The 24,484-nt window shown below is 65.5% G+C and carries 25 protein-coding genes; 20 read left to right on the forward strand and 5 right to left on the reverse strand.

Annotated elements, in window-relative coordinates; genetic code table 11:
* Window positions 1–20: 20 nt before the first annotated feature.
* Window positions 21–692, forward strand: coding sequence for a 1-acyl-sn-glycerol-3-phosphate acyltransferase (locus LY622_RS11580; protein WP_234291187.1), 672 nt, complete (start codon window positions 21–23; stop codon window positions 690–692).
* 18 nt (window positions 693–710) lie between these two features.
* Here LY622_RS11580 and LY622_RS11585 read toward each other — a convergent pair whose 3' ends face one another.
* Both LY622_RS11585 and LY622_RS11590 read right to left on the reverse strand, forming a co-directional pair.
* Window positions 711–2,000: an HlyC/CorC family transporter gene (locus tag LY622_RS11585; protein WP_234291048.1), complete on the reverse strand. Its 1,290-nt coding sequence runs from the start codon at window positions 1,998–2,000 to the stop codon at window positions 711–713.
* 84 nt (window positions 2,001–2,084) lie between these two features.
* Window positions 2,085–2,885 carry a cytochrome C assembly family protein gene (locus LY622_RS11590; protein ID WP_234291049.1) on the reverse strand — a complete coding sequence of 267 codons (801 nt, stop codon included), beginning with the start codon at window positions 2,883–2,885 and terminating at the stop codon, window positions 2,085–2,087.
* Between the two features lie 306 nt (window positions 2,886–3,191).
* On the opposite strand from LY622_RS11590, the gene ffh reads away from it, so the two are divergent.
* The 11 genes from ffh to LY622_RS11645 all read left to right on the forward strand — a co-directional run bounded on the left by ffh (window position 3,192) and on the right by LY622_RS11645 (window position 14,470).
* Window positions 3,192–4,610 carry a signal recognition particle protein gene (ffh, locus tag LY622_RS11595; protein WP_234279542.1) on the forward strand — a complete coding sequence of 473 codons (1,419 nt, stop codon included), beginning with the start codon at window positions 3,192–3,194 and terminating at the stop codon, window positions 4,608–4,610.
* A gap of 257 nt (window positions 4,611–4,867) precedes the next feature.
* Window positions 4,868–5,116 carry a 30S ribosomal protein S16 gene (gene rpsP / locus LY622_RS11600; RefSeq protein ID WP_234279541.1) on the forward strand — a complete coding sequence of 83 codons (249 nt, stop codon included), beginning with the start codon at window positions 4,868–4,870 and terminating at the stop codon, window positions 5,114–5,116.
* 23 nt (window positions 5,117–5,139) lie between these two features.
* A complete protein-coding gene (gene rimM, locus LY622_RS11605; protein WP_234291050.1) occupies window positions 5,140–5,697 on the forward strand; it encodes a ribosome maturation factor RimM in 558 nt (185 codons plus the stop codon).
* A 29-nt stretch (window positions 5,698–5,726) separates the two neighbouring features.
* A complete protein-coding gene (gene trmD, locus LY622_RS11610) occupies window positions 5,727–6,509 on the forward strand; it encodes a tRNA (guanosine(37)-N1)-methyltransferase TrmD (RefSeq protein ID WP_234291188.1) in 783 nt (260 codons plus the stop codon).
* A 120-nt stretch (window positions 6,510–6,629) separates the two neighbouring features.
* Complete coding sequence (gene rplS / locus LY622_RS11615) at window positions 6,630–6,986, forward strand: 50S ribosomal protein L19 (RefSeq protein ID WP_234291051.1); 357 nt, start codon at window positions 6,630–6,632, stop codon at window positions 6,984–6,986.
* Between the two features lie 177 nt (window positions 6,987–7,163).
* Window positions 7,164–8,066 (forward strand): site-specific tyrosine recombinase XerD, encoded by a 903-nt coding sequence (gene xerD, locus LY622_RS11620; RefSeq protein ID WP_234291052.1) that lies wholly within the window; start codon window positions 7,164–7,166, stop codon window positions 8,064–8,066.
* Between the two features lie 3 nt (window positions 8,067–8,069).
* The gene (locus tag LY622_RS11625) at window positions 8,070–8,825 is read left to right on the forward strand and encodes a DsbC family protein (protein WP_234291053.1); all 756 of its coding nucleotides are present in this window, start codon (window positions 8,070–8,072) and stop codon (window positions 8,823–8,825) included.
* 50 nt (window positions 8,826–8,875) lie between these two features.
* Window positions 8,876–10,192, forward strand: a complete 1,317-nt coding sequence (locus tag LY622_RS11630) for a homoserine dehydrogenase (RefSeq protein WP_234291054.1) — start codon at window positions 8,876–8,878, stop codon at window positions 10,190–10,192.
* 4 nt (window positions 10,193–10,196) lie between these two features.
* Window positions 10,197–11,585 (forward strand): threonine synthase, encoded by a 1,389-nt coding sequence (gene thrC / locus LY622_RS11635; protein ID WP_234279535.1) that lies wholly within the window; start codon window positions 10,197–10,199, stop codon window positions 11,583–11,585.
* 350 nt (window positions 11,586–11,935) lie between these two features.
* Entirely contained in the window at window positions 11,936–13,744 is a 1,809-nt protein-coding gene (locus LY622_RS11640; protein ID WP_234291055.1) for a single-stranded-DNA-specific exonuclease RecJ, read from the forward strand.
* Window positions 13,745–13,852: 108 nt separating this feature from the next.
* A complete protein-coding gene (locus LY622_RS11645) occupies window positions 13,853–14,470 on the forward strand; it encodes a YitT family protein (RefSeq protein WP_234291056.1) in 618 nt (205 codons plus the stop codon).
* Here the strand turns inward: LY622_RS11645 and LY622_RS11650 are convergent.
* On the reverse strand, window positions 14,467–14,886 hold the full coding sequence (locus tag LY622_RS11650) for a VOC family protein (RefSeq protein WP_234279532.1): 420 nt from the start codon (window positions 14,884–14,886) through the stop codon (window positions 14,467–14,469). The genes LY622_RS11645 and LY622_RS11650 overlap by 4 nt on opposite strands.
* Window positions 14,887–15,236: 350 nt before the next feature.
* Here LY622_RS11650 and LY622_RS11655 point away from each other — a divergent pair, with 350 nt between their 5' ends.
* The 8 genes from LY622_RS11655 to rimI all read left to right on the forward strand — a co-directional run bounded on the left by LY622_RS11655 (window position 15,237) and on the right by rimI (window position 23,445).
* Window positions 15,237–16,589, forward strand: a complete 1,353-nt coding sequence (locus LY622_RS11655) for an OmpP1/FadL family transporter (protein WP_234291057.1) — start codon at window positions 15,237–15,239, stop codon at window positions 16,587–16,589.
* Window positions 16,590–16,777: 188 nt separating this feature from the next.
* A protein-coding gene (prfB, locus tag LY622_RS11660) for a peptide chain release factor 2 (protein ID WP_234279582.1) occupies window positions 16,778–17,873 on the forward strand; the annotation gives its coding sequence in 2 pieces (ribosomal slippage) (window positions 16,778–16,849 and window positions 16,851–17,873; 1,095 coding nt in all).
* 163 nt (window positions 17,874–18,036) lie between these two features.
* The gene (gene lysS / locus LY622_RS11665; protein ID WP_234291058.1) at window positions 18,037–19,587 is read left to right on the forward strand and encodes a lysine--tRNA ligase; all 1,551 of its coding nucleotides are present in this window, start codon (window positions 18,037–18,039) and stop codon (window positions 19,585–19,587) included.
* A 250-nt stretch (window positions 19,588–19,837) separates the two neighbouring features.
* Window positions 19,838–20,224: a hypothetical protein gene (locus LY622_RS11670; protein WP_114479074.1), complete on the forward strand. Its 387-nt coding sequence runs from the start codon at window positions 19,838–19,840 to the stop codon at window positions 20,222–20,224.
* A 78-nt stretch (window positions 20,225–20,302) separates the two neighbouring features.
* Complete coding sequence (locus LY622_RS11675) at window positions 20,303–21,712, forward strand: MFS transporter (RefSeq protein ID WP_234291059.1); 1,410 nt, start codon at window positions 20,303–20,305, stop codon at window positions 21,710–21,712.
* 35 nt (window positions 21,713–21,747) lie between these two features.
* A complete protein-coding gene (locus LY622_RS11680) occupies window positions 21,748–22,056 on the forward strand; it encodes a BolA family protein (protein WP_234291060.1) in 309 nt (102 codons plus the stop codon).
* A complete protein-coding gene (locus LY622_RS11685; protein ID WP_234291061.1) occupies window positions 22,053–22,910 on the forward strand; it encodes a hypothetical protein in 858 nt (285 codons plus the stop codon). Before LY622_RS11680 ends, LY622_RS11685 begins: the two co-directional genes overlap by 4 nt.
* A complete protein-coding gene (gene rimI, locus LY622_RS11690; protein WP_234291062.1) occupies window positions 22,903–23,445 on the forward strand; it encodes a ribosomal protein S18-alanine N-acetyltransferase in 543 nt (180 codons plus the stop codon). The genes LY622_RS11685 and rimI overlap by 8 nt, the downstream gene beginning before the upstream one ends.
* 6 nt (window positions 23,446–23,451) lie before the next feature.
* Here the strand turns inward: rimI and LY622_RS11695 are convergent, their stop codons facing one another.
* Together LY622_RS11695 and rsmD are read right to left on the reverse strand one after the other, a co-directional pair.
* Entirely contained in the window at window positions 23,452–23,643 is a 192-nt protein-coding gene (locus tag LY622_RS11695; protein ID WP_114479078.1) for a cell division protein ZapB, read from the reverse strand.
* Between the two features lie 122 nt (window positions 23,644–23,765).
* Window positions 23,766–24,404, reverse strand: a complete 639-nt coding sequence (gene rsmD / locus LY622_RS11700; RefSeq protein WP_234291063.1) for a 16S rRNA (guanine(966)-N(2))-methyltransferase RsmD — start codon at window positions 24,402–24,404, stop codon at window positions 23,766–23,768.
* Window positions 24,405–24,484 lie beyond the last annotated feature (80 nt).

Raw genomic sequence — 24,484 nt, forward strand, 5'->3', positions numbered from 1 at the left:
TGGGGCTCTTCGGCACCCTGATGGCGGCGGGTGCCTGGCGTGTCGCCCGCGCGCCACGACCGGTCATTCGACGGTTGATCTATCTGCTCATCCACAGCCTCTATCGCCTGCGCTTCCGCGGCCTGCACTTCATACCGGCCAAGGGGCCGGCGGTGGTGGTCTGCAATCACGTCAGCTTCATGGATGCGCTGGTGGTCGGCGGTGCCAGTCCCCGGCCGCTGCGCTTCCTCATGGACAGGCCGATCTACGATTCTCCCTGGCTCAACTGGCTGTTCCGTCTGGTGGGGGCGATACCGGTGGACTCCGACCGGCATGATCCCGGCAGCGTGCGTCGCGCGCTGGAAGAGGTCAGCCGGGCGCTGCGCAACGGCGAAGTCGTGATGCTGTTTCCCGAAGGCCGGCTGACGCCGGACGGCGAGGTGCACGCCTTTCGCCGCGGGCTGGAGACGATCCTGGCGCGGGATCCGGTGCCGGTGATTCCGGCGGGCCTGGCGGGTCTCTGGGGCTCCTGGACGTCCCACTGCGATGGGCCGGCCCTGTCCAAGCGTCCCCGGCGCTTCCGCGCCCGTGTGGCGCTCTACTTCGGCGAGCCGGTGGCACCCCGCCTGGCTCGGCGCGACAGGATGGAAGCCCGAGTGCGGGCGCTCAAGGCCGAGGCCGATGGCTGGGCCTGCCCGGTCAGGAAGCGGTAGTCCCCCGGCGAGGATGGATCACTCCTGGCGCAGGCGGGCAGTCCGTGATGGCTGCGGCCAGCAGCGTGCCGCGGTGATCAGGTTGTCTTGCACGTCGAGTATCTCCATGCGGATGTTGCCGATCTGAAGGCAGGCGGGGCCATCGGGGAAGGATTCCAGGTGCTCCAGGATCAGGCCGTTCAAGGTCTTGGGCCCGTCGGTGGGCAGCTGCCAGCCCAGCATCCGGTTGATGTCGCGAATGTTGGCCGTGCCGTCGATGACATTGCTGCCGTCATCCTGGCGATGGATGTCCTGGTCCTGGCCCGCCACGTCGGTGGTGAATTCGCCGACGATCTCCTCGAGGATGTCCTCCAGCGTCACCAGTCCTTCCACATCGCCATACTCGTCCACCACGATGCCGATCCGTCGTTTCTGCTTCTGGAAGTTGAGCAGCTGCGTGTGCAGTGGGGTCGATTCGGGAATGAAGTAGGGTTCTCGCGCTTCCTGGACGATGGAGGCCTTGGTCACCTCATCCCGGGACAGGAAGCGCGCGGCATTGCGCAGATGCAGCATGCCGATGATGTTGTTGATGTCGCCCTTGTAAATGGGCAGGCGCGTATGCTGGCTGGTGCGGATCTGGGTCAGGATCGCCGGTAGCTCGTCGTCCAGGTCGATCCCCACCACCTCGTGGCGCGGCACCATGATGTCGTTTACTGTCACGTTCTCCAGGTCGAGAATCGACAGCAGCATGGCCTGGTGGCGGTGGGGGATCAGGGTGCCCGCCTCGTGTACAACGGTGCGAAGCTCGTCGCGGGTCAAGCTCTCGCCGCCACCCTCGATGCTCTTGACCCCCAGCAGCTTGAGCAGGTTGTTGGAGATGACGTTGACCAGCCAGACCAGCGGATAGAGGATCTTTAGCAGCGGTTCCAGTATCAGCGAGGTGGGGTAGGCGATGCGTTCGGGTTTGATGGCGGCATAGGTCTTGGGGGTGACCTCGGCAAAGATCAGGATCACGATGGTGAGGACCAGGGGGGCGATGGCGGGGCCGGTGACATCACCGAAGAAGTGAATGGCAAGCACCGTGGAGATGGCGGCGGCCAGGTTGTTGACCAGGTTGTTGCCGATCAGAATGACGCCAATGAGCCGGTCCGGGCGGGCGAGCAGGCGCATCACGCGGCGGGCACGGCTGTCGCCGCTGTTGGCCTGGTGGTTCAGCCGGTAGCGGTTGATCGACATCATGCCGGTCTCGGAACTGGAGAAGAAGGCAGAAAGACAGATAAGTAGGAAAAGCAGGCCGAACAGCAATCCCAAAGGGAAGTCGTCGCTCAAGTCGAAGGGTCCTCGCAGACGTGTCAGCCACGTTTTTAGGGATTCGGCCCGTCAGTGTCAAGGCGACTTCCGCCTGGCAGGCAATTATGTGCGTTGCAGGATGACCTCCAGCACGAACTTGCTACCGAAATAGGCCAGCAACAGCACCGAGTAGCCACCCAGCGTCCAGCGCACGGCTCGCATGCCGCGCCAACCCAGGACATGATGGCTGATCAAGAGAATGGCAAAGATCACCCAGGCGGCCAGCGACAGGATCGTCTTGTGCGCCAGGTGATGGGCGAACATGCTCTCGACGAAAATGAAGCCGCTGACGATCGACAGGGTCAGCAGGATCATGCCGGCCCAGATCAGCTCGAAGAGCACCCGTTCCATGGTGGTCAATGGCGGCAATACCTGCACCACGCCGCGGGTGTGGTGGTGGCGCAGCGCCTGGTTCTGCAGGCCCAGCAGCACCGCCTGGAAGGCGGCGATGGCCAGCACGGCGAAGGCCAGCGCCGAGCTGATGGCATGCAGGGCGATGCCCGGTGTCATGCCGCCGGTGCGTTCGGGGCTGGGCAAACCGACCGCCAGCAGCAGGGCCAGGCCGGACAGGGGAAAGAGTCCCACCGCCACGTTGAGTACCGGCTTGGCCAGGCTCACCGCCAGCAGCAGGACCACCATGATCGCTGTCAGGAATACCGCGCTGGTCGACAGGCCCGGCAGCAGGCCGGGGGTCTGATCGATCAGCTTGAGCGCGACGGGCAGGTGGAAGAGCAGGCCCAGCAGGCCGAGGGTACGGACCAGTGCGGGGCGCTGCGGTACGCGCCGCAGCAGGGTGAGTCCCTGCCAGGAGGCAGCACCCAGATAGAGGATGAGGGCCATGATAGCCAGAGGAAGCGCCTGCATCAGTTGTCATCCGTGCGCCGTCGGCGGCGTCAATGCATCTCGAAGGTGGAAAAGGTCTATGCCGACGTCACTATACCCAATCCGCGCAGCGCCGCACAGCCATGGCGTCTGGCTCCATGGAGACTGGCGGCCACAAGGCGTATAATTCGTCGTCAATAACTCTCAACCGCTATTTTCAACGACTGTTTTACAGTATCGCGGGCAATGCGGGATGCCTGGTGAGCGTGGCCGATCGTCGCACGAGGGGATTCACAGCGACGGCCGGGCGGGCTGCCAGCCCTGCCAGTATCGTAGCCGGAGTGGTCCATGTTCCAGAATCTCAGCGAGCGGCTGTCGCAGACGCTCAAGTCCATCAAGGGTCAGGCGCGCCTGACCGAGGACAATATCAAGGACACCCTGCGCGAAGTGCGCCGTGCCCTGCTCGAGGCCGACGTCGCCCTGCCGGTGGTCAAGGACTTCATCGAGCGCGTGCGCGAGCGGGCCGTGGGGCAGGAGGTGTCGAAGAGCCTCTCCCCGGGGCAGCAGTTCGTCAAGATCGTCCAGCAGGAGCTGGAAGCGACCATGGGCGAGGCCAACGAAGGGCTCTCGCTCAAGGGGTCGCCTGCCGTCGTCCTGATGGCCGGCCTGCAGGGCGCGGGCAAGACCACCTCGGTGGCCAAGCTGGCGCGCTATCTCAGGGAGCGCGAGAAGAAGAAGGTGCTGGTGGTCTCCGCCGATGTCTACCGTCCGGCGGCCATCGACCAGCTCGAGACGCTGGCCTCCGAGGTGGGGGTCGACTTCTTCCCGTCCCGCTCCGACCAGAAGCCGGTGGCCATCGCCGAGGCGGCGCTCAGGCACGCCAAGATCCAGTTCCACGACGTGGTGATCGTCGATACCGCCGGTCGGCTGGCCATCGACGAGGCGATGATGGCCGAGATCGCCGAGCTGCACCGGGTCTGCCAGCCGCAGGAAACCCTGTTCGTGGTCGATGCCATGACGGGTCAGGATGCGGCCAATACGGCGAAGGCGTTTCACGAGGCGCTGCCGCTGACCGGGGTGATCCTGACCAAGGCCGATGGCGACGCCCGAGGCGGTGCCGCGCTGTCGGTGCGCCACATCACCGGGAAGCCGATCAAGTTCATGGGCGTGGGCGAGAAGGTCGACGCCCTGGAGCCCTTTCACCCGGATCGGGTGGCCTCGCGCATCCTCGGCATGGGCGACGTGCTGTCGCTGATCGAGGAGGCCGAGCGCACCGTCGACAAGGACAAGGCCGAGCGGCTGGCCAAGAAGGTCAAGAAGGGAGACGGTTTCGATCTCGAGGACTTCCGCGACCAGCTCCAGCAGCTCAAGAAGATGGGTGGCATGGGGGGGCTGCTCGGCAAGCTCCCCGGCATGGGCCAGATGGCCGAGATGGCCCAGGGGCCCGGGCCGGAGAAGGAGCTGGGCAAGCTGGAGGCCCTGATCAACTCCATGACGCCAAAGGAGCGCCAGCGTCCCGAGATCATCAACGGCTCGCGCAAGCGGCGTATCGCCGCCGGTGCCGGGCTGCAGGTGCCCGACCTCAACCGCCTGCTCAAGCAGCACAAGCAGATGCAGAAGATGATGAAGAAGGCGGGCAAGAAGGGCGGCATGCAGAAGATGATGCGCGGAATGTCCGGCATGATGGGCGGTGGCGGTCCCGGTGGCCCAGGCGGTATGGGCGGTCCCGGTGGCATGGGCGGCCCGGGCGGTTTTCCCCGCCGCTGAGGCGGCGTCGGCCACGGGGGAGCAAAAGGATTGTCGGTCGGGCTTTCCAAGCCGGGCTGATTTCCGTAGAATGCTGCGTCTTCATGGCAGGACCGGGCATCTGTCCGGCTGCACGCTTGATAAGCAACAGTGACCGAATGACGCGGAGGTGGGTTCATGGCCCGCTTTCCGAGCAGGATGTCGACGCTTCCGGCCGTTAGCCGGAGTCGGCACGCATCGGTATTAAACGTAACCTCAACTGAAGGACAGTTAACGCCATGGTTACCATTCGTCTGGCACGTGGTGGCGCCAAGAAGCGTCCCTTCTATCACCTGACCGTGACCGATTCGCGCAACGCTCGCGATGGCCGCTTCATCGAGCGTCTGGGTTTCTTCAACCCGATCGCCCGTGGCGGTGAAGAGCGTCTTCGCGTCAACCTGGACCGCGTCACCCACTGGCAGAGCCAGGGTGCCCAGCTGTCCGATCGCGTGGCCGAGCTGGTCAAGGAAGCCCGTAAGCAGGCCTGAGCCTGTCGCTTTCCGGTGACGTCATGAGTGAGCAAGCCGAACGCATCGAGTTGGATGACCATGTGGTGCTGGGCAAGCTGACCAGTCCCTATGGCGTCAAGGGGTGGCTCAAGGTCTACTCCCATACGAGCCCGATGGACGGCATCCTGGAGTACCCCGAGTGGGTGCTGCGGCAGGGCACTGCCCTGACCCGTCATCGCCTGTTGCAGGGTCGTCGACACGGCAAGGGCCTGGTCGCGATGCTGGAGGGCGTCGACGGTCGTGAGGCCGCGGAAGCCATGGCCGGTGCCGAGATCCTGCTGCCCAAGTCGGCGCTGCCCGGCCTGCCCCGCGGCGACTATTACTGGCATCAGCTGGAAGGGTTGCTGGTAGTGACCCGCGAAGGCGAGGTGCTGGGGCGCGTCAGCTACCTGTTCGAGACCGGGGCCAACGATGTGCTGGTGGTCAAGGGCGACCCGGAAGGGGAGCCGGCTGCCATCGACGATCGCGAACGCCTGCTGCCCTATCTGCCCGACGAGGTGATCGTCGAGGTGGACCTGGCGGCCGCCACCATGACCGTGGACTGGGATTCGGCATTTTGACGGCCGAAGCCACTTCCCGGGTCTCGGCGATGTGGGTTGGCGTGGTGTCGCTGTTTCCCGAGATGTTCGACGCCATCACCCAGCATGGCGTGACGGGACGGGCGGTCAGCCAGGGGCGTGTGGCGCTGGAGTTCTACAATCCACGCGACTATGCCACCGACCGACATCGCACCGTGGATGATCGTCCCTACGGCGGCGGCCCTGGCATGCTGATGAAGGTCGACACGCTGCGTGCGGCCATTCATGCCGCCCGCGAGCGGGCCGTCGCGGCAACTGGGCAGCGGCCCCGGGTGATCTACCTGTCGCCCCAGGGGCGCCGGCTGGATCAGCAGGGGGCTCGCGAACTGGCCTCGGGTCCACCGCTGGTGGTGGTGGCCGGGCGCTACGAAGGGATCGATGAGCGCGTGGTGGAAAGCGACATCGATGAAGAGTGGTCGATCGGCGACTATGTGCTCAGTGGCGGTGAGCTGCCGGCCATGGTGCTGATCGATACCGCGGCAAGGCTGGTCCCCGGCGTGCTGGGGCATCAGGACTCCGCGGTAGAGGACTCCTTCAACGAGGGACTGCTGGACTGCCCGCACTACACACGCCCGGAAGTGATCGATGGGCGGCGGGTGCCGGATGTGCTGCTCAGCGGGCATCACGGCGAGATCCGGCGCTGGCGGCTCAAGCAGTCGCTGGGGCGGACCTGGCTGAGGCGGCCCGACCTGCTCGAGGGCAGGACGTTGAGCCACGAGCAGCAGGCGCTGCTCGAGGAGTTCATCGAAGAATACGCCGGCAAGGCGGAGGTGCAGGACGCTGACTCGCATTGAGCTCGCGGACTTGCGTCACCCATCATCTCCCGCGCTCTCGAATCAGGTTCGAGCGCCGGGATCACGCACCGCCCTTGTACTTGTAATGAGCGCGGTGCCGAACATTGAGGAGTTTACGTCATGAGTAGCAAGAACAAGGTGATCCAGGCGCTCGAAAACGAGCAGATGAGCAAGCAGGTGCCGGACTTCGCCCCGGGCGACACCATCGTCGTGCAGGTCAAGGTCAAGGAAGGCAGCCGTGAGCGTCTCCAGGCCTTCGAAGGCGTGGTGATCGGCAAGCGCAACCGCGGCCTGAACTCCGCCTTCACCGTGCGCAAGATCTCTCACGGTGTCGGCGTCGAGCGTACCTTCCAGACCTACAGCCCGCTGGTCGACTCCATCAGCGTCAAGCGTCGCGGCGACGTGCGTCAGGCCAAGCTCTACTACCTCCGTGATCGTAGCGGCAAGTCCGCCCGCATCAAGGAAAAGCTGGGCTGAGCCGGGAGCCTGGACGATTGGTCAAATCCGACAGACTCCTGGCCGGCTGAAGGCGCACCCGCGGGTGCGCCATCTACGAAACCCCGTCACCGCTTGCGCGGGGCGGGGTTTCGTCGCACTAGGCAGTTTTCTGACAGCGCCTAGGGCCAAGGTCCGGCAGCGCCGAGGAGTACCTGCATGTCGCACGTCGATGAATCCCATCTCCTGATCGACACCTTTCTCGATGCGCTGTGGCTGGAGCGCGGAGCGAGCGACCACACGCTGACGGCATACCGTCATGACCTGGTGGCCTGGGTCATGCGCCTGGAGGAGACGGGGGGCACCCTGCTGAGTCCCGGCGATGCGACACTGCCCGCCTGGCTCGACGAGCGCCGGACGGCGGGCTATCGCCTGCGCAGCAATGCGCGCCTGCTGTCCAGCCTGCGTAGTTTCTATCGCTGGGCGCTGGCCGAGTCGCGCACCGATCGTGATCCACTGGCCGAGGTGCGCCTGCCTCGGGTGCGGCCGAACCTGCCGGATACCCTGGAAGAGGCGGAGGTGGAGCGCCTGCTGGCCGCTCCCGATCTCGCCACGGACCTGGGCCTGCGTGATAGGGCCATGCTCGAGGTGCTCTACGGCTGCGGGCTGCGGGTCTCGGAGCTGGTGGGGTTGAGCGTGGAGGCGGTCAATCTGCGCCAGGGCGTGGTGCGTGTGCGCGGAAAAGGGGACAAGGACCGGCTGGTCCCGCTGGGGGAAGAAGCCGTACACTGGCTGTCACGCTACCTGCGCACGGCCCGTGGCGCGCTGATGGCCGATGTGACGCGGCCGGCGCTGTTTCCCGGGAGGGGAGACGGTTGCCTGACCCGCCAGGCGTTCTGGCATCGCATCAAGGCCCATGCCCGGACCGCCGGGATCACGCGTCCGCTGTCGCCCCACACGCTGCGACACGCTTTTGCGACGCATCTGTTGAATCATGGGGCCAATCTGCGTGTCGTACAGCTGCTGCTCGGTCACAGCGACCTGTCGACCACTCAGATCTATACCCATGTCGCGCAGGCTAGACTCGAAGCCCTGCACGCCGACCATCATCCTCGAGGCTGACTCATGATCGCTCTATCACGCCGCATCGCCAGCACCCTGTTCGCCCTGACGTTCCCGTTGACCGTCCTGATCCTGCCCGCAAGCGCCGCGGCAGGTGAGGCCGACCGGCTGGCCGAACGCCTCCAGGTCGGTGGCCAGCCCATGCCGGTAGCCAGTATTCGCGATACCCCCATGGAGGGAATCTACCAGGTGCGCCTGGAGACCGGTGAATCCTTCTACAGCGATGTGGAAGGGCAGTACTTCCTGGTCGGCGATCTCTACGAGAACAGCGGGCAGGGGCTGGTCAATTTGACCGAGCAGTCCCGCAACGACGAGCGGGCGACGCGCCTGGCCGGCGTGGCCGACGCAGAGCGGATCATCTTTCGCGGCACGTCAGATAGCCGGGCAGAGATCGTGGTCTTCACCGATACCACCTGCCCCTACTGCCGCCAGTTTCACGAAGAGGTACCGGACCTCAACGCCATGGGGATCGAGGTGCACTACCTGGCCTTTCCCCGTACCGGCATGAATGGCGAGGGCGCGCGTCAGCTGCAGCAGATATGGTGTGCTGACAATCGCAGCGAGGCGATGTCGTCGGCCAAGCGCCAGGAAGCCCTGTCGGGAGCCGTCGACTGCGACAATCCGGTCGAGGCACAGTATCATCTGGGCATGGAAGTCGGGGTCCAGGGTACACCGGCCATCGTGCTGCCCGACGGCCGCATGGTGCCGGGCTACGTGCCCGCAGAGCGCCTGGCCGAAATGCTCGGCCTCGACGGCTGACAGGCACTGAACCAATCAGCGACATTGATACACAACAGGGGAGCGGGACATTGAAACCGGTGAGAGTGGGAATCTGTGGTCTGGGTACCGTAGGCGGCGGCACATTCAACGTGCTGACGCGCAATGCCGACGAGATCGCGCGGCGTGCGGGCCGGCCGATCGTCATCGAACAGGTGGCGCATCGCAGCCTGAACCCGGAGTGTGACCTCACCGGTATCAAGACCACCACGGATGTCTTCGAGGTGGCACGGAACCCGGATATCGATGTCCTTGTGGAACTGGTCGGGGGCTATGAGCTGGCCCGCGAGCTGGTGCTCACGGCCATCGCCAACGGCAAGCACGTGGTGACCGCCAACAAGGCGCTGATCGCCGTGCATGGCAACGAGATCTTCCAGGCCGCCCACGAGCAGGGCGTCATCGTCGCCTTCGAGGGCGCCGTGGCGGGTGGCGTTCCGGTGATCAAGTCGCTGCGCGAGGGCCTGGGTGCCAACCGTATCGAATGGGTTGCCGGCATCATCAACGGTACCGGCAACTATATCCTGACGCACATGCGCAGCGAAGGGCGTGCCTTCGAGGACGTGCTGGCCGAGGCCCAGGCGCTGGGCTATGCCGAGGCGGACCCGACCTTCGACGTGGAGGGCATCGACGCCGCCCACAAGCTGACCATCCTCGCCTCCATCGCCTACGGGGTGCCGTTGCAGTTCGAGAAGGCCTACACCGAAGGCATCTCCCGGGTCACCTTCGACGACGTGGAGCAGGCCGACAACCTTGGCTACACCATCAAGCACCTGGGTATCTCCAAGCGTACCGATGCGGGCCTCGAGCTGCGCGTGCATCCGACGCTGATCCCCAAGGAGCGCCTGCTGGCCAACGTGCATGGGGTCAAGAACGCCATCGCCATCATGGGCGATGCCGTGGGGCCGACCCTCTACTACGGTGCCGGTGCCGGGGCCGAGCCCACCGCCTCGGCGGTGGTCGCCGACCTGCTCGACGTGGCCCGGGACATCGCCACCGACCATCACTACCGGGTGCCCTACCTCGCCTTCATCGGTATCGGTGACGACGACGGCAGCATGCCGATCCTGCCCATGGAGGATATCGTCACCGCCTACTACCTGCGCCTGCTGGCGGTGGACCGTCCCGGTGTGCTGGCACGGGTGGCGACCATCCTTGCCGAACAGGGCATCTCCATCGAGGCCCTGGTACAGAAGGAGGCCACCGAAGGGGAGCTGGTGCCGATCATTCTTCTGACCCATCGCATCCGCGAGAAGAACATGAACGAGGCGATCCGTCATATCGAATCCATGGCCGATATCGCCGGGCCGGTGACACGGATCCGTGTGGAATCGCTGGACGAGCAGGAATAACGCCATGCGCTATATCAGCACCCGCGGGCAGGCGCCCGCGCTCTCCTTCGAAGAGGTCGTGCTCACCGGCATGGCCAGTGACGGCGGCCTCTACGTGCCGGAAACCGTGCCGCAGCTATCGCGCGACGACCTGGCTGCCATGGCCGGGCTCTCCTATGCGGAGATCGCCTTTCGCGTCATGAAGCCCTACGTCAACGACGAGATCGACGACGAGACGTTCCGCGGGATCGTGCGCGACGCCTACGCCACCTTCAGCCATGATGCCGTGGTGCCGCTCAACCAGCTCGACGCCAACCACTTCCTGCTCGAGCTGTTCCATGGGCCCACGCTGGCCTTCAAGGACGTGGCCCTGCAGCTGCTCGGCCGGCTGCTCGACCATTTCCTGGCCAAGCGCGGCGAGCGGGCGGTGATCATGGGTGCCACCTCCGGTGACACCGGCTCGGCGGCCATCGAGGGCTGTCGTCACTGCGACAACCTCGACATCTTCATCCTGCATCCGCACAAGCGGGTCTCCGAGGTGCAGCGTCGCCAGATGACCTCGGTGCTGGCGGACAACGTCTTCAACGTCGCCATCGAGGGCAACTTCGACGACGCCCAGGCCATGGTCAAGGCGAGCTTCGCCGACCAGGGCTTCCTGAACGGCACCCGTCTGGTGGCGGTGAATTCGATCAACTGGGCGCGGATCATGGCCCAGATCGTCTACTATGTGGCTGCCGGCGTGGCACTCGGCGCGCCGCATCGCCAGGTGAGCTTCTGCGTGCCGTCGGCCAACTTCGGCAATGTCTTTGCCGGCTACATGGCCTATCGCATGGGCCTGCCGGTCAAGCAGTTCATCATCGCCACCAACGCCAACGACATCCTGCACCGCACGCTGGCCGCCAACGACTTCTCCAAGCAGGAGCTCAAGGCGACCCTGGCGCCCTCCATGGACATCGTGGTGTCGTCCAACTTCGAGCGGCTGCTGTTCGAGGCCTACGAGCGTGATGGCGACGCCGTGCGCGGCCTGCTCGAGCGCTTCCAGTCCGAGCCCACGGCGCTGGCCGAGGCGCCGCTGGCCAGGCTGCGCAAGCTGTTCGCCAGCCACAGCGTCGATGACACCACCATCCTCGAGGTGATCCGCGAGGCGCATCATCGCACCAAGGAGGTCCTCGATCCGCATACGGCGACCGGCTACCGCGCCGCCGAGCGGGCCCGGGCCGATGCCCAGACGCCGATGATCACCCTGGCCACGGCCCATCCGGCCAAGTTCGCCGAGGCGGTGGTCAAGGCCGGCTTCCCTGGGGTGCCGCTGCCGCCGCATATGGACGACCTGCTGGAGCGGGAGGAGCGCTACACGGTGCTGCCGGCGGAGCTGGCCGAGGTGCAGAAGTTCGTGGTGGAAAACCGGCGGTAAAGCCAAAGGCGAACCTGGAGGCGAGGGACGCCGGGAAAGGCCTGGAGGGGGTCTTTTTCCAGGGAAGGAAAAAGTAGCGTACAGGGAAGTATTTACAGCGCCCCCGAACAGGCCTTTCACCGGATCAGCCCCGAGCGGTGCTGCAGCGCCTCCTCTACGACCGACCCAGGCGTCCCTCGCCATGGATGCCAGCCCCGAGTGGTGCTGCAGCGCCTCCTCGGTGGTACGGCACTCCGGGACTTGTCCCCGGCGCCCCTCGCATCTGTCTGCGCCCGTAGCCTACCGGGCAGGTGTTTGATCACTTGGCCTCGTCTCGTTTTCTGTCTCATACCGAACCACAGGAGCCACGCTTGGACGTGATTGCGCCCCCCGACCTGCACGCCCGACTCAGGCCACGGCTGCTGCCTCGGCCGCGCAACCAGGCGCTGTATGCCCGCGCCCAGGCCGAAGGCCTGACCGAACTGCAGGCCCGCGTGCTGGCCGGTCGCCTGGCCGGCTACGAGGGTGAGCTGGCGCCCCTGACCCAGCCCAGCCTGCGCTATCTCGAGCACCCGGAGCGCCTCGCCGACGGTCGCCGTGCCGCGGAGCGAATCGCCCAGGCCGTGGTTGAAGGCGAGCATATCGGCATCCTCACCGACTACGACGTCGATGGCATCACTTCCCATGTTGTCATTCGGCGTACCCTGGTCGAGCTGTTCGGCGTGCCCGAGGCCCGCCTGCACAGCCTGATCGGCCACCGTATTCACGACGGCTACGGTATCAGCCTGCCGCTGGTGGAGCGCACGCTGTCGCTGAAACCGCGGCCAAGCCTGGTCATTACCGCCGACTGTGGCAGCTCCGACGAGCCGCGCATCGCCCGGCTCAAGGCGGCCGGCATCGACGTGGTGGTCAGCGACCATCACGCCCTGCCGGTGGAGGGGCCACCGGCTTCGGCCCATGCCGTCGTCAACCCGACGCGAGACGACTGCGACTATCCCGACGCCACCATCGCCGGCTGCATGGTGGCCTGGCTGGTCATGTCCCTGGCGCGCCAGGTGCTGATCGAGTGGGGTGCGCTGCCCACCGCCACGCCCAAGCTCTCGCCCTGGCTCTCCTACGTGGCACTGGGTACCGTGGCGGACTGTGTCTCCCTGGGGGCGAGCCCCGCCAATCGCGCGGTGGTCAGCCATGGGCTGACGCTGATCAACCGCATGGAGGCGGCCTGCTGGCGCGCCATGGCGGCCAGGCTGGGGGAGGACAGCACACCCTTCACCGCCGAGACCCTGGCCTTCCAGATGGGGCCGCGAATCAATGCTCGCTCGCGCCTCGATGATCCCTACGCGGCACTGCACTTCATGCTTGCCGCCGATGACGGCACGGCAACACGCCATCTGGATACGCTGGATCAGGACAACCAGTCGCGCAAGGCCATCGAGGCCGACATGACCGAGCAGGCGCGTCTGCTGGCGGTACCGCAGCTCTCCTCCGACCAGCCGGCCATCGTGGTGTTTCTGGAAGGCGGCCACCCCGGGGTGCAGGGTATTGTCGCTTCGCGGCTGGTACAGGCCTATGGCCGGCCCGCCCTGGTGATGACCCCGGCGGCAGCGCCGGGCATGCTCACCGGTTCGGGACGCTCCATCGAGGCGCTGCACCTGCGTGACGCCCTGCAGCGTACCTTCGAGCTGGCCCCCGAGGCGCTGCCACGATTCGGCGGGCATCGTGGCGCGGCGGGGGTCGGCGTGCCGGTCGACCAGTTCGATGCCTTTCGCACGGCTTTCCTGCAGGCGGTGGGTGAACAGTTGGGCGGGATCGAGCTCTTTCCTCACGTGCTCACCGACGGCGAGCTGATGCCGGCCCAGTTCGACCTGTCGACGCTGGACGAGCTGGAGCGGCTGGGGCCCTACGGGCGGGAATTCGATGCCCCCCTGTTCGAGGGCGATTTCCTGGTGGAGGCGCTCAGGCCAGTGGGTGCCGACGGCAGCCACCTGATGATGACGCTCTCGGCGGGAGCCGTGAGCCTGCGGGCGATCTGGTTTCGCGCCCTGACCCCCGGTGAGCTGCCGGCCTTTGGCCTGGGGGATTGGCTGCGCTGCGCCTATCGGCTCAGTCGCAACCGCTGGAAGGGGCGAGAGTCGCTGCAGCTGATGGTCGAGCATGCCGAGGCGCCCAGCAGTACCTGAAGGCGAGCTGGATCAACGTGCTTGCCCGGCCCGTCCGGTAAACTCCCTTCCGCATGGCTTGCCCACCGAGCGGGCTCGTGGAACTCGACGTCACACAAGGAATGCTGCATGGATCCACAAGATCTATCGACCGACCCACATCGTCCCTACGAGGATGTCATGGCGATGCTGGTGGGCACGCTGTTCGTGGCGCTGGGGGTGGCCTTCTATACCCAGGCGCTGCTGCTTACCGGCAGCACCGCCGGCATGGCCTTCCTGCTGCAGTACGCCACCGGCTGGCGCTTCGGGGTGTGGTTCTTCCTGATCAACCTGCCGTTCTACTACCTGGCCGTGAAACGCATGGGCTGGTCGTTCACCCTGCGCACCTTCGTCGCCATCGGCCTGGTCTCGCTCTTCTCCGAGCTGACCGGTAAGTGGATAACCATCGAGAGCCTCAACCCGCTCTATGCCACCTTGATGGGGGGAAGCCTGATCGGTATCGGGATGCTGGTGCTGTTTCGACACCGCACCAGCCTGGGGGGCATCAATATCCTGGCGCTCTATCTACAGGCCCGCTACGGCCTGCGCGCCGGCTATGTGCAGCTCGGCATCGACGGGCTGATCATGCTGGGCGCCCTGCTGGTACTGCCGGCCGACAGGGTCGGGCTCTCGGTGCTTGGGGCCGTGGCGCTCAATTTGATTATTGCCCTGAACCATAAGCCCGGCCGCTATATGGGCGTTTCCTAATAATTAGGCCAGACGCCTGGCGTCGCCAGCTCGATCAGATGCCCATCGGGGTCGCGGAAGTAAATGCTTTCGCCACCGCGGGGCCAGTGGGTGCGGCCTTCGATGATCACGCCATGGTCGTCGAGCTGGGCCTCCCACTTGGGCAGCGCCTCGGCTGAGATGGCGAAGGCCAGGTGGAGCCGCCCCTTGCCATCATGGGGCGGTATGGTGCCCATGTTCTTCGGTAGCACCACCGTTTCCAGGGTTTCACCCTGGCCGAACAGCAGCAGCACCGAGCCGGCACCGGCATCGTAGGCGGTGAAGCGATGGTCGGCGTTGAACGGTTCGAGCCCCATCACGCCCTCGAAGAAGGCGCGTGCCCTGTCCATGTTCTCCACGTAGAGCGCGGTTTCCAGGACGCCGTCGAGTCGGGGCATGCTCTTCTTCCTCTCTTGCCGTGTTCCTTTCAGCCTAGCACCCGGTGGCTTGGCATTCACCGCCGTCGCTGACCCGGCTGTGCGTTCGAGTGGCTGATTGTCCTTGGTGCTGGCGAAGAGGGGTTCATCTAATGACATCTCGGAACGACTAGCTGTATTGGCTAGAGCGATGAAAGTTCATGGATTAAGCAGGATCTTAGTCTAAAGTATGAGAGAAAATGGGATTAAAACGAACGTTTGGCCTTGATCCGAACGAATGTTTGGCGAAAACTGGTTGGGCAAGGCACCGCTCCGGTGAGGGCGGAACAAATAACCAGCTCCAGCTCGCATCTGGAAGAGGACATCGAGACATGCAGAACAAGTTCAACAAGCTTACCTGGGCCGTGGCGGTTGCCGCTGCTGCTTTCGCCAGCCAGGCCAACGCCGGCGGTTACCAGATCAACGAGCAGAGCGTCAGCGGCCAGGGTTATGGTCATGCCGGGCGTAGTTCCAACGTCAACGACGCCACCATCGTTTTCGGCAACCCGGCGGGCATGTCCTTCCTCGACCGGGCGCAGGTGACAGCGGGCGGGACCTACCTGAACGTCAATACCGATATCAAGAACGTGCAGGCCCAACGATTCCTGGATGCCGGAGTCGCTCAGGGCGGAGCCCCCATGGGAGTGCAGGTGCCCGTCGGTGATATTCCCGGTGGTAACGAAGGTGATATGGTGCCCGGCACGCTGATTCCTTTTGGTTTCTATGCGCACCCGGTCAATGAGCGCCTCGCCTTCGGCTTCGGTGTCTACGCGCCCTTCGGATCCAAGACCGACTACGAGAACGATTTCCAGGGTCGCTACTTTGGTAACTATACTGAGCTGACCGTCATCAGTGCCCAGCCCACGGTCTCCTATCGCTTCAATGATCAATGGTCAGTTGGCGCGGGTGTTACCTACAACCGAGTTGAGGGTGAGCTGCGTCGTCAACTGCCAAGTGAGGCTGGGTTCAATGCTGCAGGTGATATCGACTCGCGGGTAGAAGGGGACGACGACGGCTGGGGCTACAACGTAGGCGTTATCTATCAACCGGTTCCCGAGACGACCTTAGGACTGACCTACCGCTCCAAGGTGGACTACACCCTGACCGGTGACTTCCGCGCATATGATCCGGCCGGCAATGTGGTACGTGCCGATGATGCCAACCTGGATCTGAGCACCCCGGAAACCGTCAACTTTTCCATCACTCAACAGATGAGCGATCGCCTCAAGCTGATGGCGGGTGCTTCCTGGGTACGCTGGAGCCGCTTCGACCAGATTCTGGTGACGGGTAGTCAGGGCGACACCATTACCCAGGAAAGCCAGGATTACTCCAATGCTTGGGCTTATTCGCTGGGCGGTGAGTATCAGCTCAATCCTCAGTTGGCGCTGCGTGCTGGTATCACGCTGGACTTTACACCGACCAACGATGAGCGTCGCAGCGTGCGGATTCCCTCGGATGATCGTCGCATCTTCTCTGTCGGTGCCGGCTGGAGCCCCACTGAGGACCTGACCCTTGATTTCGCTTACTCCTACCTGACCGAGCGGGGCACCAGCGTCAGCCAGGAGCGTAGTGATCTCTTGGCCAGTGAAGCAACAGGCGGCGTTCCTGTTGGCGGTGCGAACTACTCCGCCGACTACAAGAACGAAGCCCATGGCTTCGGCGCTCAGCTGACCTACCGCTTCTAAGCGGAAGCAGCGGCGTATGGCTCGCGACCCGGCTTCGGCCGGGTCGCTTGCATTGTGGCCGTGCAGTGGATGCGTCCCATTGGCGAATTCGCTACAATAGCTGCCTTTTCCGCGCCGCCGTGGTTCTGGTTCGATACCGGATCTTCGGCGGCCGTTTTTCCCATGCGATTCAGGCGAGCGAGCCCATGCTGGAAACCAACCCCATCCACAACCTCATCAAGGACCTGTCCGAGCGGACAGACGTCCTGAGGGGGTATCTTTGACTATGCCGAACGCAAGGATCGGCTAGAGGAAGTCTCCCGCGAGCTGGAAGACCCCGACGTCTGGAACGATCCCGACTACGCCCAGAAGCTTGGCCGCGAGCGGGCATCGCTGGAGCAGATCGTCCAGACCATCGACGAACTCGACCAGGGGCTGGCGGATAGCCGCGACCTGCTCGAACTGGCCGAGATGGAAGAGGACGAGGACACCGTCGCCGAGGTCGAGAAGGAGCTGGATGGCCTCAACGCCAGCCTCGAGAAGCTCGAGTTCCGGCGCATGTTCTCCGGCGAGATGGACGAGAACAACGCCTACCTGGATATCCAGGCCGGTTCCGGCGGCACCGAGGCCCAGGATTGGGCCAACATGCTGCTGCGCATGTACCTGCGCTGGGCCGAGCATCACGGCTTCAAGGCCGAGATCACCGAGGTCTCCGCCGGCGAAGTGGCGGGCATCAAGTCGGCTACCGTGCATGTGCAGGGCGACTACGCCTTCGGCTGGCTGCGTACCGAGACCGGCGTGCACCGCCTGGTGCGCAAGAGTCCCTTCGACTCCGGCGGCCGTCGCCACACCTCCTTCGCCTCGGTGTTCCTGTCGCCGGAAGTGGACGACAGCTTCGAGGTCGAGATCAACCCGGCGGACCTGCGCACCGACACCTATCGCTCCAGCGGCGCGGGCGGCCAGCACGTCAACACCACCGACTCGGCCGTGCGCATCACCCACGAGCCTACCGGCATCGTGGTGGCCTGCCAGAGCCAGCGCAGCCAGCACGCCAACCGCGACTTCGCCATGAAGCAGCTCAAGGCGAGGCTGTGGGAACATGAGATGCAGAAGCGCAACGCCGCCAAGCAGGAAGCCGAGGACTCCAAGGCCGATATCGGCTGGGGCAGCCAGATCCGCTCCTATGTCCTCGACGACCAGCGCATCAAGGATCTGCGCACCGGCGTGCAGACCAGCAACTGTGACAAGGTGCTGGATGGCGACCTGGACCAGTTTATCGTCGCCAGCCTGAAACAGGGTCTGTAGCCCGAGTCCGCTTCGCTCGATGATACGAGGTTGCCCCTTCGCTAGAGAGGCGCATTGACGACAGTCAGCGACGCACTCTCGTAGAGGGGCGCCTTGTCTCGGCTTTGCTCGCGCGGCAGGCGCGCCTTTGATACCGCACACGATATTGCCAACAGGTAGTGATATGGCCAACGAGAGCTCTTCACCGGATAGCCCGCAGCACGACGAGAACCGCCTGATCGCCGAGCGTCGCGCCAAGCTGGCCGATCGCCGCAAGCTGGCCGATGCCCGCGGCGAGAGTGCCTTTCCCAACGACTTTCGCCGTGACAGCCAGGCCGCCGAGCTGATCGCGGAGCTCGGCGACAAGGAGAAGGACGCGCTGGAGGCGCTGGGGCGCGAGGCCGCCGTGGCCGGGCGCATCATGCGCAAGCGGGGCCCCTTCCTGGTCATCCAGGACGCCACGGGGCAGATCCAGCTCTATATCGACAAGAAGGGGCTGCCGGAAGAGACGCTGGAGGACATCAAGGGCTGGGACATCGGCGATATCGTGGCCGGCCGTGGTCCGGTGCACAAGTCCGGCAAGGGCGATCTCTACGTGATGATGGAAGAGGCCAGGCTGCTGACCAAGAGCCTGCGTCCGCTGCCCGACAAGTTCCACGGCCTGACCGACATGGAAGCGCGCTACCGCCAGCGCTACGTCGACCTGATCATGAACCCCGACTCGCGCAAGGTGTTCGAGACCCGGGCCGGGGTGATCAGCGCCATGCGCCGCTTCTTCGAGGAGCGCGGCTTCATGGAAGTGGAAACCCCCATGCTGCAGCCGATTCCCGGCGGCGCCACCGCACGCCCCTTCATTACCCACCACAATGCGCTGGACATCGACATGTACCTGCGCATCGCGCCGGAGCTCTACCTCAAGCGCCTGGTGGTGGGGGGCTTCGAACGGGTCTTCGAGATCAATCGCAACTTCCGTAACGAGGGGCTCTCCACGCGGCACAACCCCGAGTTCACCATGATCGAGTTCTACCAGGCCCATGCGAACCACAACGACCTGATGGACCTCACCGAGGAAATGCTGCGCAGCGTGGCCCGGCAGGTGCTGGGCACCACCACGGTGGCCAACACCGTACGCAACAGCGAGGGCGATGTGCTCGAGACCTTCGAGTACGATTTCGGCAGCCCGCTGAAGCGTATCACCGTGTTCGACGCCATCCTCGAATACAATCCTGACATCCACGCCGAGGCGCTGGCCGACGAGTCCGCCGCGCGCCAGATCGCCGAGCGGCTGGACATCGACGTCAAGGATGGCTGGGGGCTCGGCAAGATCCAGATCGAGATCTTCGAGAAGACCGTCGAGCACCGCCTGAAGCAGCCGACCTTCATCACCGAATACCCCACCGAGGTGAGCCCGCTGGCGCGGCGCAAGGACAGCAACCCCTTCGTCACCGAGCGCTTCGAGTTCTTTGTTGGCGGGCGCGAGATCGCCAACGGCTTCTCGGAGCTCAACGATGCCGAGGACCAGGCCGAGCGCTTCCGCGAGCAGGTGGCCGAGAAGGAGGCCGGCGACGTGGAGGCGATGTACTACGACGCCGACTACGTGCGTGCGCTGGAGTACGGCATGCCGCCCACCGCCGGCGAGGGCATCGGCATCGACCGGCTCGTCATGCTGTTCACCGACAGCGCCTCGATCCGGGATGTGCTGCTATTCCCGGCCATGCGCCCCGAGGTGGATTGAAGGGGCTGCGCTTCGGCCGGGATGATCGCTGAGGCGACGGGGGAATACCGGAGAGGAGGTCCGGCGCCAGGGATGGCGCCGGTAGCTCCCAGGGATGGGCTCGGTGCGCCTCCTCGAAGGTATGTCCCCCGTCGCGCTGCCCCTTCTCTCGGATCAGCCCCGAGCCTGCTGTGCCCCTAAAGCGGAAGTATTGGTAAGCAGCGGCAGTAGCACCCATAATGATCACCGTTTCGACGTCGAGGAGACCGTGATGAAACTGCTCAACCGCTCCGCCCTGAGCGTCAGGCCGACCCGGCATTTCGTGGAATGGATCAATGCGCTGGAACCCACGGTGGGGGACGACGACCTCACCCTGGCCGACGTCGAACGCGAAAGCACCGTCTACCTCATTCCCGAGATGGACACGCCGGAGGCACTCGAAGGCTTCGTCCGTGAGCGCTACCTGGAGATCCTCGAGACCGAGCTGCGCGCCTGGGAAGAGGACGAGCGGCAGTGGCCCGAGGCCGTGGACTGGGCCCTGTTCCAGCGTTTTCTGCAGATCGAGCACAGCTATCTGGCCATCGACCTGGATAATGAAGCGGCGCTGGAGATCTCCGAGGTGGACGATTCGCTGTTACTGGAAACAGACCAGGACTAGGGAAAGCGCTACAGCAAGACAAGGAGAACCGGCTAAGGCCGGTTTTCTCGTTACGGACCCCGCAGTGATGGAAACAGGATGAGCCGACTCTTCGAGACCCGGCCTGGCGACGATGGGCTGCCGGGCCCCGAGCGGCGCCTTGCGGTACTGGCGCTGATTCTCGGCACGCTGATGGCTGTGGTGGACACCACCATGATCAACCTGGCGCTGCCTTCGATTGCCCGCGACCTGGAGGTGTCCGCCGCGCGTGCCGTCTGGGTCTCCAACCTCTACCAGATCGTCTGTGCCGCCTTCCTGCTGGTGTTCGCCTCCTTCAGCGAGATGATCAGCCGTCGCCGTCTCTACGTGGCGGGCCTGGCGCTCTTCGTGGTTGCCTCGCTGGGCGCCGCCCTGGCGCGCAGCCTGGAGCTGCTGCTGGTGTTCCGTGCCCTGCAGGGGCTGGGTGCCGCCGCGACACTCTCCATCGGCCCCTCGCTCTACCGATCCATCTTCCCCACCCGGCTGCTGGGCTCCGCGCTCGGCTTGAGTGCGCTGATCGTGGCCGGTGGCTATGCCTCCGGCCCGGCCCTGGGCGGCCTGGTGCTGTCGGTGGCCAACTGGCCCTGGCTCTTTGCCCTGCATATCCCGTTGGGCCTCTGCTCGCTATGGCTGGCGTGGCGTGCGCTGCCCCGGGAGCCGGGCCGCCGTGGTGGCTTCGATGGTCGGGGAGCGCTGGGCTCCGTGATCATGCTGGGCAGCTTCTTCCTGGCCCTGGATGCCCTGGGGCACAACGCGCCGGCCTGGCAGTGGCTGGGCTGGCTGGCCTTGAGCCTGACGACCGGGTATCTGTTCCTGCGTCGTCAGCGCCGCGCCAGCCATCCGCTACTCCCCCCGAGGCTCTTTCAGGAGCCTCGCTTCAGCCTCGCGGTGTCGGCCTCGGGACTCGCCTTCGTCGGCCAGGGGCTGGCCTTCGTGGCGCTGACGTTCCTTTATCAGCAGGAGATGGGCTTCACTCCGCTGGAGACCGCCTGGCTGTTCACGCCCTGGCCGCTCGCCATCATGCTGGTGGGGCCCTTTGCCGGCCGGCTGGCGGACAAGGTCAACCCCAGCATCCTGGCCAGCACGGGCCTGCTGCTATTGCTGGCAGGGCTGGCTTCGCTGGCGCTGCTGAAGAGTGATGCCAGCGTGGTGGACAGCCTGTGGCGAACGGCGCTTTGCGGCATGGGCTTCGGGTTGTTCCAGCCGCCCAACAACCGCGAGATGATGACCAGTGCTCCGCGGGAGTTGAGTACCGCCGCCTCGGGGGTGCTGAGCACCACGCGAACCGTGGGGCAGTCGCTCGGCGTGGCGCTGGTGGGCGCCTTCCTGGCCGCGAATGCACCGGTGCAGGCCACGCTGTGGATCGGCTGTGTGGCCTGTATCCTGGCGCTGGCCGCCAGCCTTGCCAGGATGCGGCTGGCCGGCGCCGCTCAGGCGAGCTCACGGCAGACGCCGTCACCGCCTAGATAGTACAATGAGGCCTCATCCTTCTCCGTGGAGCCCACATGAGTGTCCAGGCCGATATCGAAGCGAAACTGCAGGCCCTCGAGCCCACGTTTCTGACGGTGGAGAACGAGAGTCACCGGCATTCCGTGCCGGCCAATTCCGAGACCCATTTCAAGGTCACGCTGGTGTCCGCGCAATTCCAGGGGCTGATGCCGGTCAAGCGTCATCAGCGACTCTATGCGGTACTGTCCGATGAATTGGCCGGCCCGGTGCACGCCCTGGCACTGCACCTCTATACCCCGGCCGAGTGGGAGGCTCGCGGCGGTGCCCGGCCGGACTCCCCCGACTGTCGTGGCGGCGGCGCGTGACAACCGAGCCGCAGCGGTTGCAGTATCTGGAAGCCATGGGCCTGACGGCCTGGGTAGCCCGCTATCGGCTGCCCAACGCCCGGCCCTCCGAAGCGTGTGAATGGGCGCCGCCTGCGCCGCCCGCCCCGACACCGCCCGCCGAGCGCCTTCATGCATTGCTGGAGGATGCCGAGCCGCCAGCGGCGAAGCAGCCCGCCAGCGTGTCTTCCCCACCGCCCAGCATGCGAGCCGTGCAGCCCGGGCGGGCCCGGCAGTTGCTGGGTGGAGGCGCCGGGGAAGCCGGATCCGGCCCGGAGGCGGACATCGAGGCAGCCGGCCCGCGTCGTGAAGCCCCGATCAATCAGGAGCCGCTGCGCTTTTCCCTGCAGGTGGCGTGCCTGGACGACCGATGGCTGCTGCTGATGCCGGGGGACGAGCCGCCGGCTGATATGCATTTGAAGCTGCTTGCCAACCTGCTGCGCGCCGTGGGCATCACGCCGTCACGCCTCCCTCGCTTTCAGGGCTTTCGCTGGCCCCCGGTGGAGGGGCTTCCCGCCGAGTCGCCGCTGGAAGAGGCGAGGGAGGGCGTGCAGGCCTTCATCGCGGGGGCGGGTCGCCATGGCTGGGCCCCGGAGCGGGTACTGCTCTTTGGCAGTGACGAGACGCTCGATCGGGTACTGAGCCTGGAGAGCGAGCATTGCGAGCTGCTGGCCCTGCCCGGCTGGCAGGGCCCCGGCCTCGAGGAATTGGCGGCCAGTGCCGAGGCCAAGCGTGCCCTGTGGCCATCGCTGGTTACCTGGCGTGAGGCCTGGCGCAGCAACAGCGGGGAGGCGTCGCTTTCGGGTCCAGGTGACGAGGCCCCGAGCCATGACTGAGGGAGTGCTCAGGCGCCTGGGCGTGGCCGACCTGGAACGCCTGGTGGCGCTGGAGCGGGCCCGGCCCCGCCCCTGGACACGCGATCAGTTCGAGACGCTCCTGACCGACGAAGCGGTCTGCGTCCTGGGTGTCGAGGCGGAGGGGCAGCTCGCCGGGCACGCCGTGGTGGCTCGCCTGCCCTTCGAAGCCGAGCTTCAGGCCATGCTGGTGGCACCGCATCTGCGTCGGCGCGGCCTGGCGGCGAGCCTGCTCACGGCAGTGATCGACCAGGCGCTGCGCTGGGAGAGTGAGCGGTTGCTGCTGGAAGTCAGGGCAAGCAATTCAGGCGCCGTGGCCCTCTATCGCCGGTCGGGGTTCGACGAGGACGGCAGGCGTCGTGGCTACTATCCTGCCCTGGAAACCCCTGAGCTTGACACCGCCGCCGGGCCGCTGGCCAGCGGAGGCGTCGTCATGCCGTCAGGGGCCGGCGAGGTGTCGTCAAACGCCGGCGCTGGGCGGGAGGATGCGATACTGATGTCGCGCCGACTGTTGTAGGCGAGCTCAGCCGTTGCTCGTTTCCACCTCATCGAACTTGCCCAGCAGGGCGGTGAGTCGGCGTTCCCACTCCTCGCGCTCCTGCTTGAGCTGGCTGTTCTCCTCGCGCAGTTCCTCGGCTTCCATCTTCAGCAACTCCAATGCCTCGACGGCACTGGCGACTTTCTGTTCGAGCCGATTGAAGAGTTCGGTGCTCATCCTGTGTTCTCCTGAAAAGACGTCCTGCGCGGCGGACCCATGCCCGCCGTCGATCTCCGACGCGCAGCGTAACGCCGAGGGCCTCGGCTCGGCAAGCGTTGCCGGAAGGCGACGATGAAGCGTCAACTGCCGTCGGCCGGCAGCCGTCGATAAAGCCGCCCGGTGCTGTCCCCGGCGCGTACCTCCCGGTGCAGTTGCCAGCTGTCCGGCACCTGGGGAGCGAGCTCCGACTCGGTTTCCACATAGATGTAGGCCTCCTCTGCCAGCCAGCCTCGCTCCAGCCACTCGCAGCAGGGCTGGGCCAGCTGTTGGCGGAAGGGTGGGTCGAGAAATACCAGCGTGAATGGCGGGGTGGCGTCGGCGGGGGGAGCAGCCAGAAAAGCGAGCGCATCGGCGGTGATCACCCGGCCGCGCTGTGCGGCGCCCAGGGTTTCGAGGTTTGCGCCAAGCGCCTGGGCCACTCGGGCGTCGCGTTCGACGAACAGCGACGCCCTGGCACCGCGGGAGATGGCTTCCAGACCCAGCGCTCCGGTACCGGCGAAGAGGTCGAGCACCCGTGCACCTGGCGTGGCCGTTGCCAGCCAGTTGAACAGCGTTTCCCGCACCCGGTCGGGGGTCGGGCGCAGGCCGGGGCTGTCCAGCACCGGCAGCAGGCGGCGGCGAAACTCGCCGCCGATGAGGCGCAGGCGACCGCCGCCCTTGCCCTGGCGGGTATCGCTGGTGGAGCGGCGGGGGCGGGACGTCGAGCGGCGGCGTGTCATGGGCGAATTGTACCCGTCGACTTGTCCACAGTCATGGTGCGCGGTGGTAGGATGTAGCGATCATTCACCCGTGAGGCTGA

This window comes from Halomonas alkalisoli (assembly GCF_021412585.1).
In the GTDB taxonomy this organism is placed as follows: domain Bacteria; phylum Pseudomonadota; class Gammaproteobacteria; order Pseudomonadales; family Halomonadaceae; genus Halomonas; species Halomonas alkalisoli.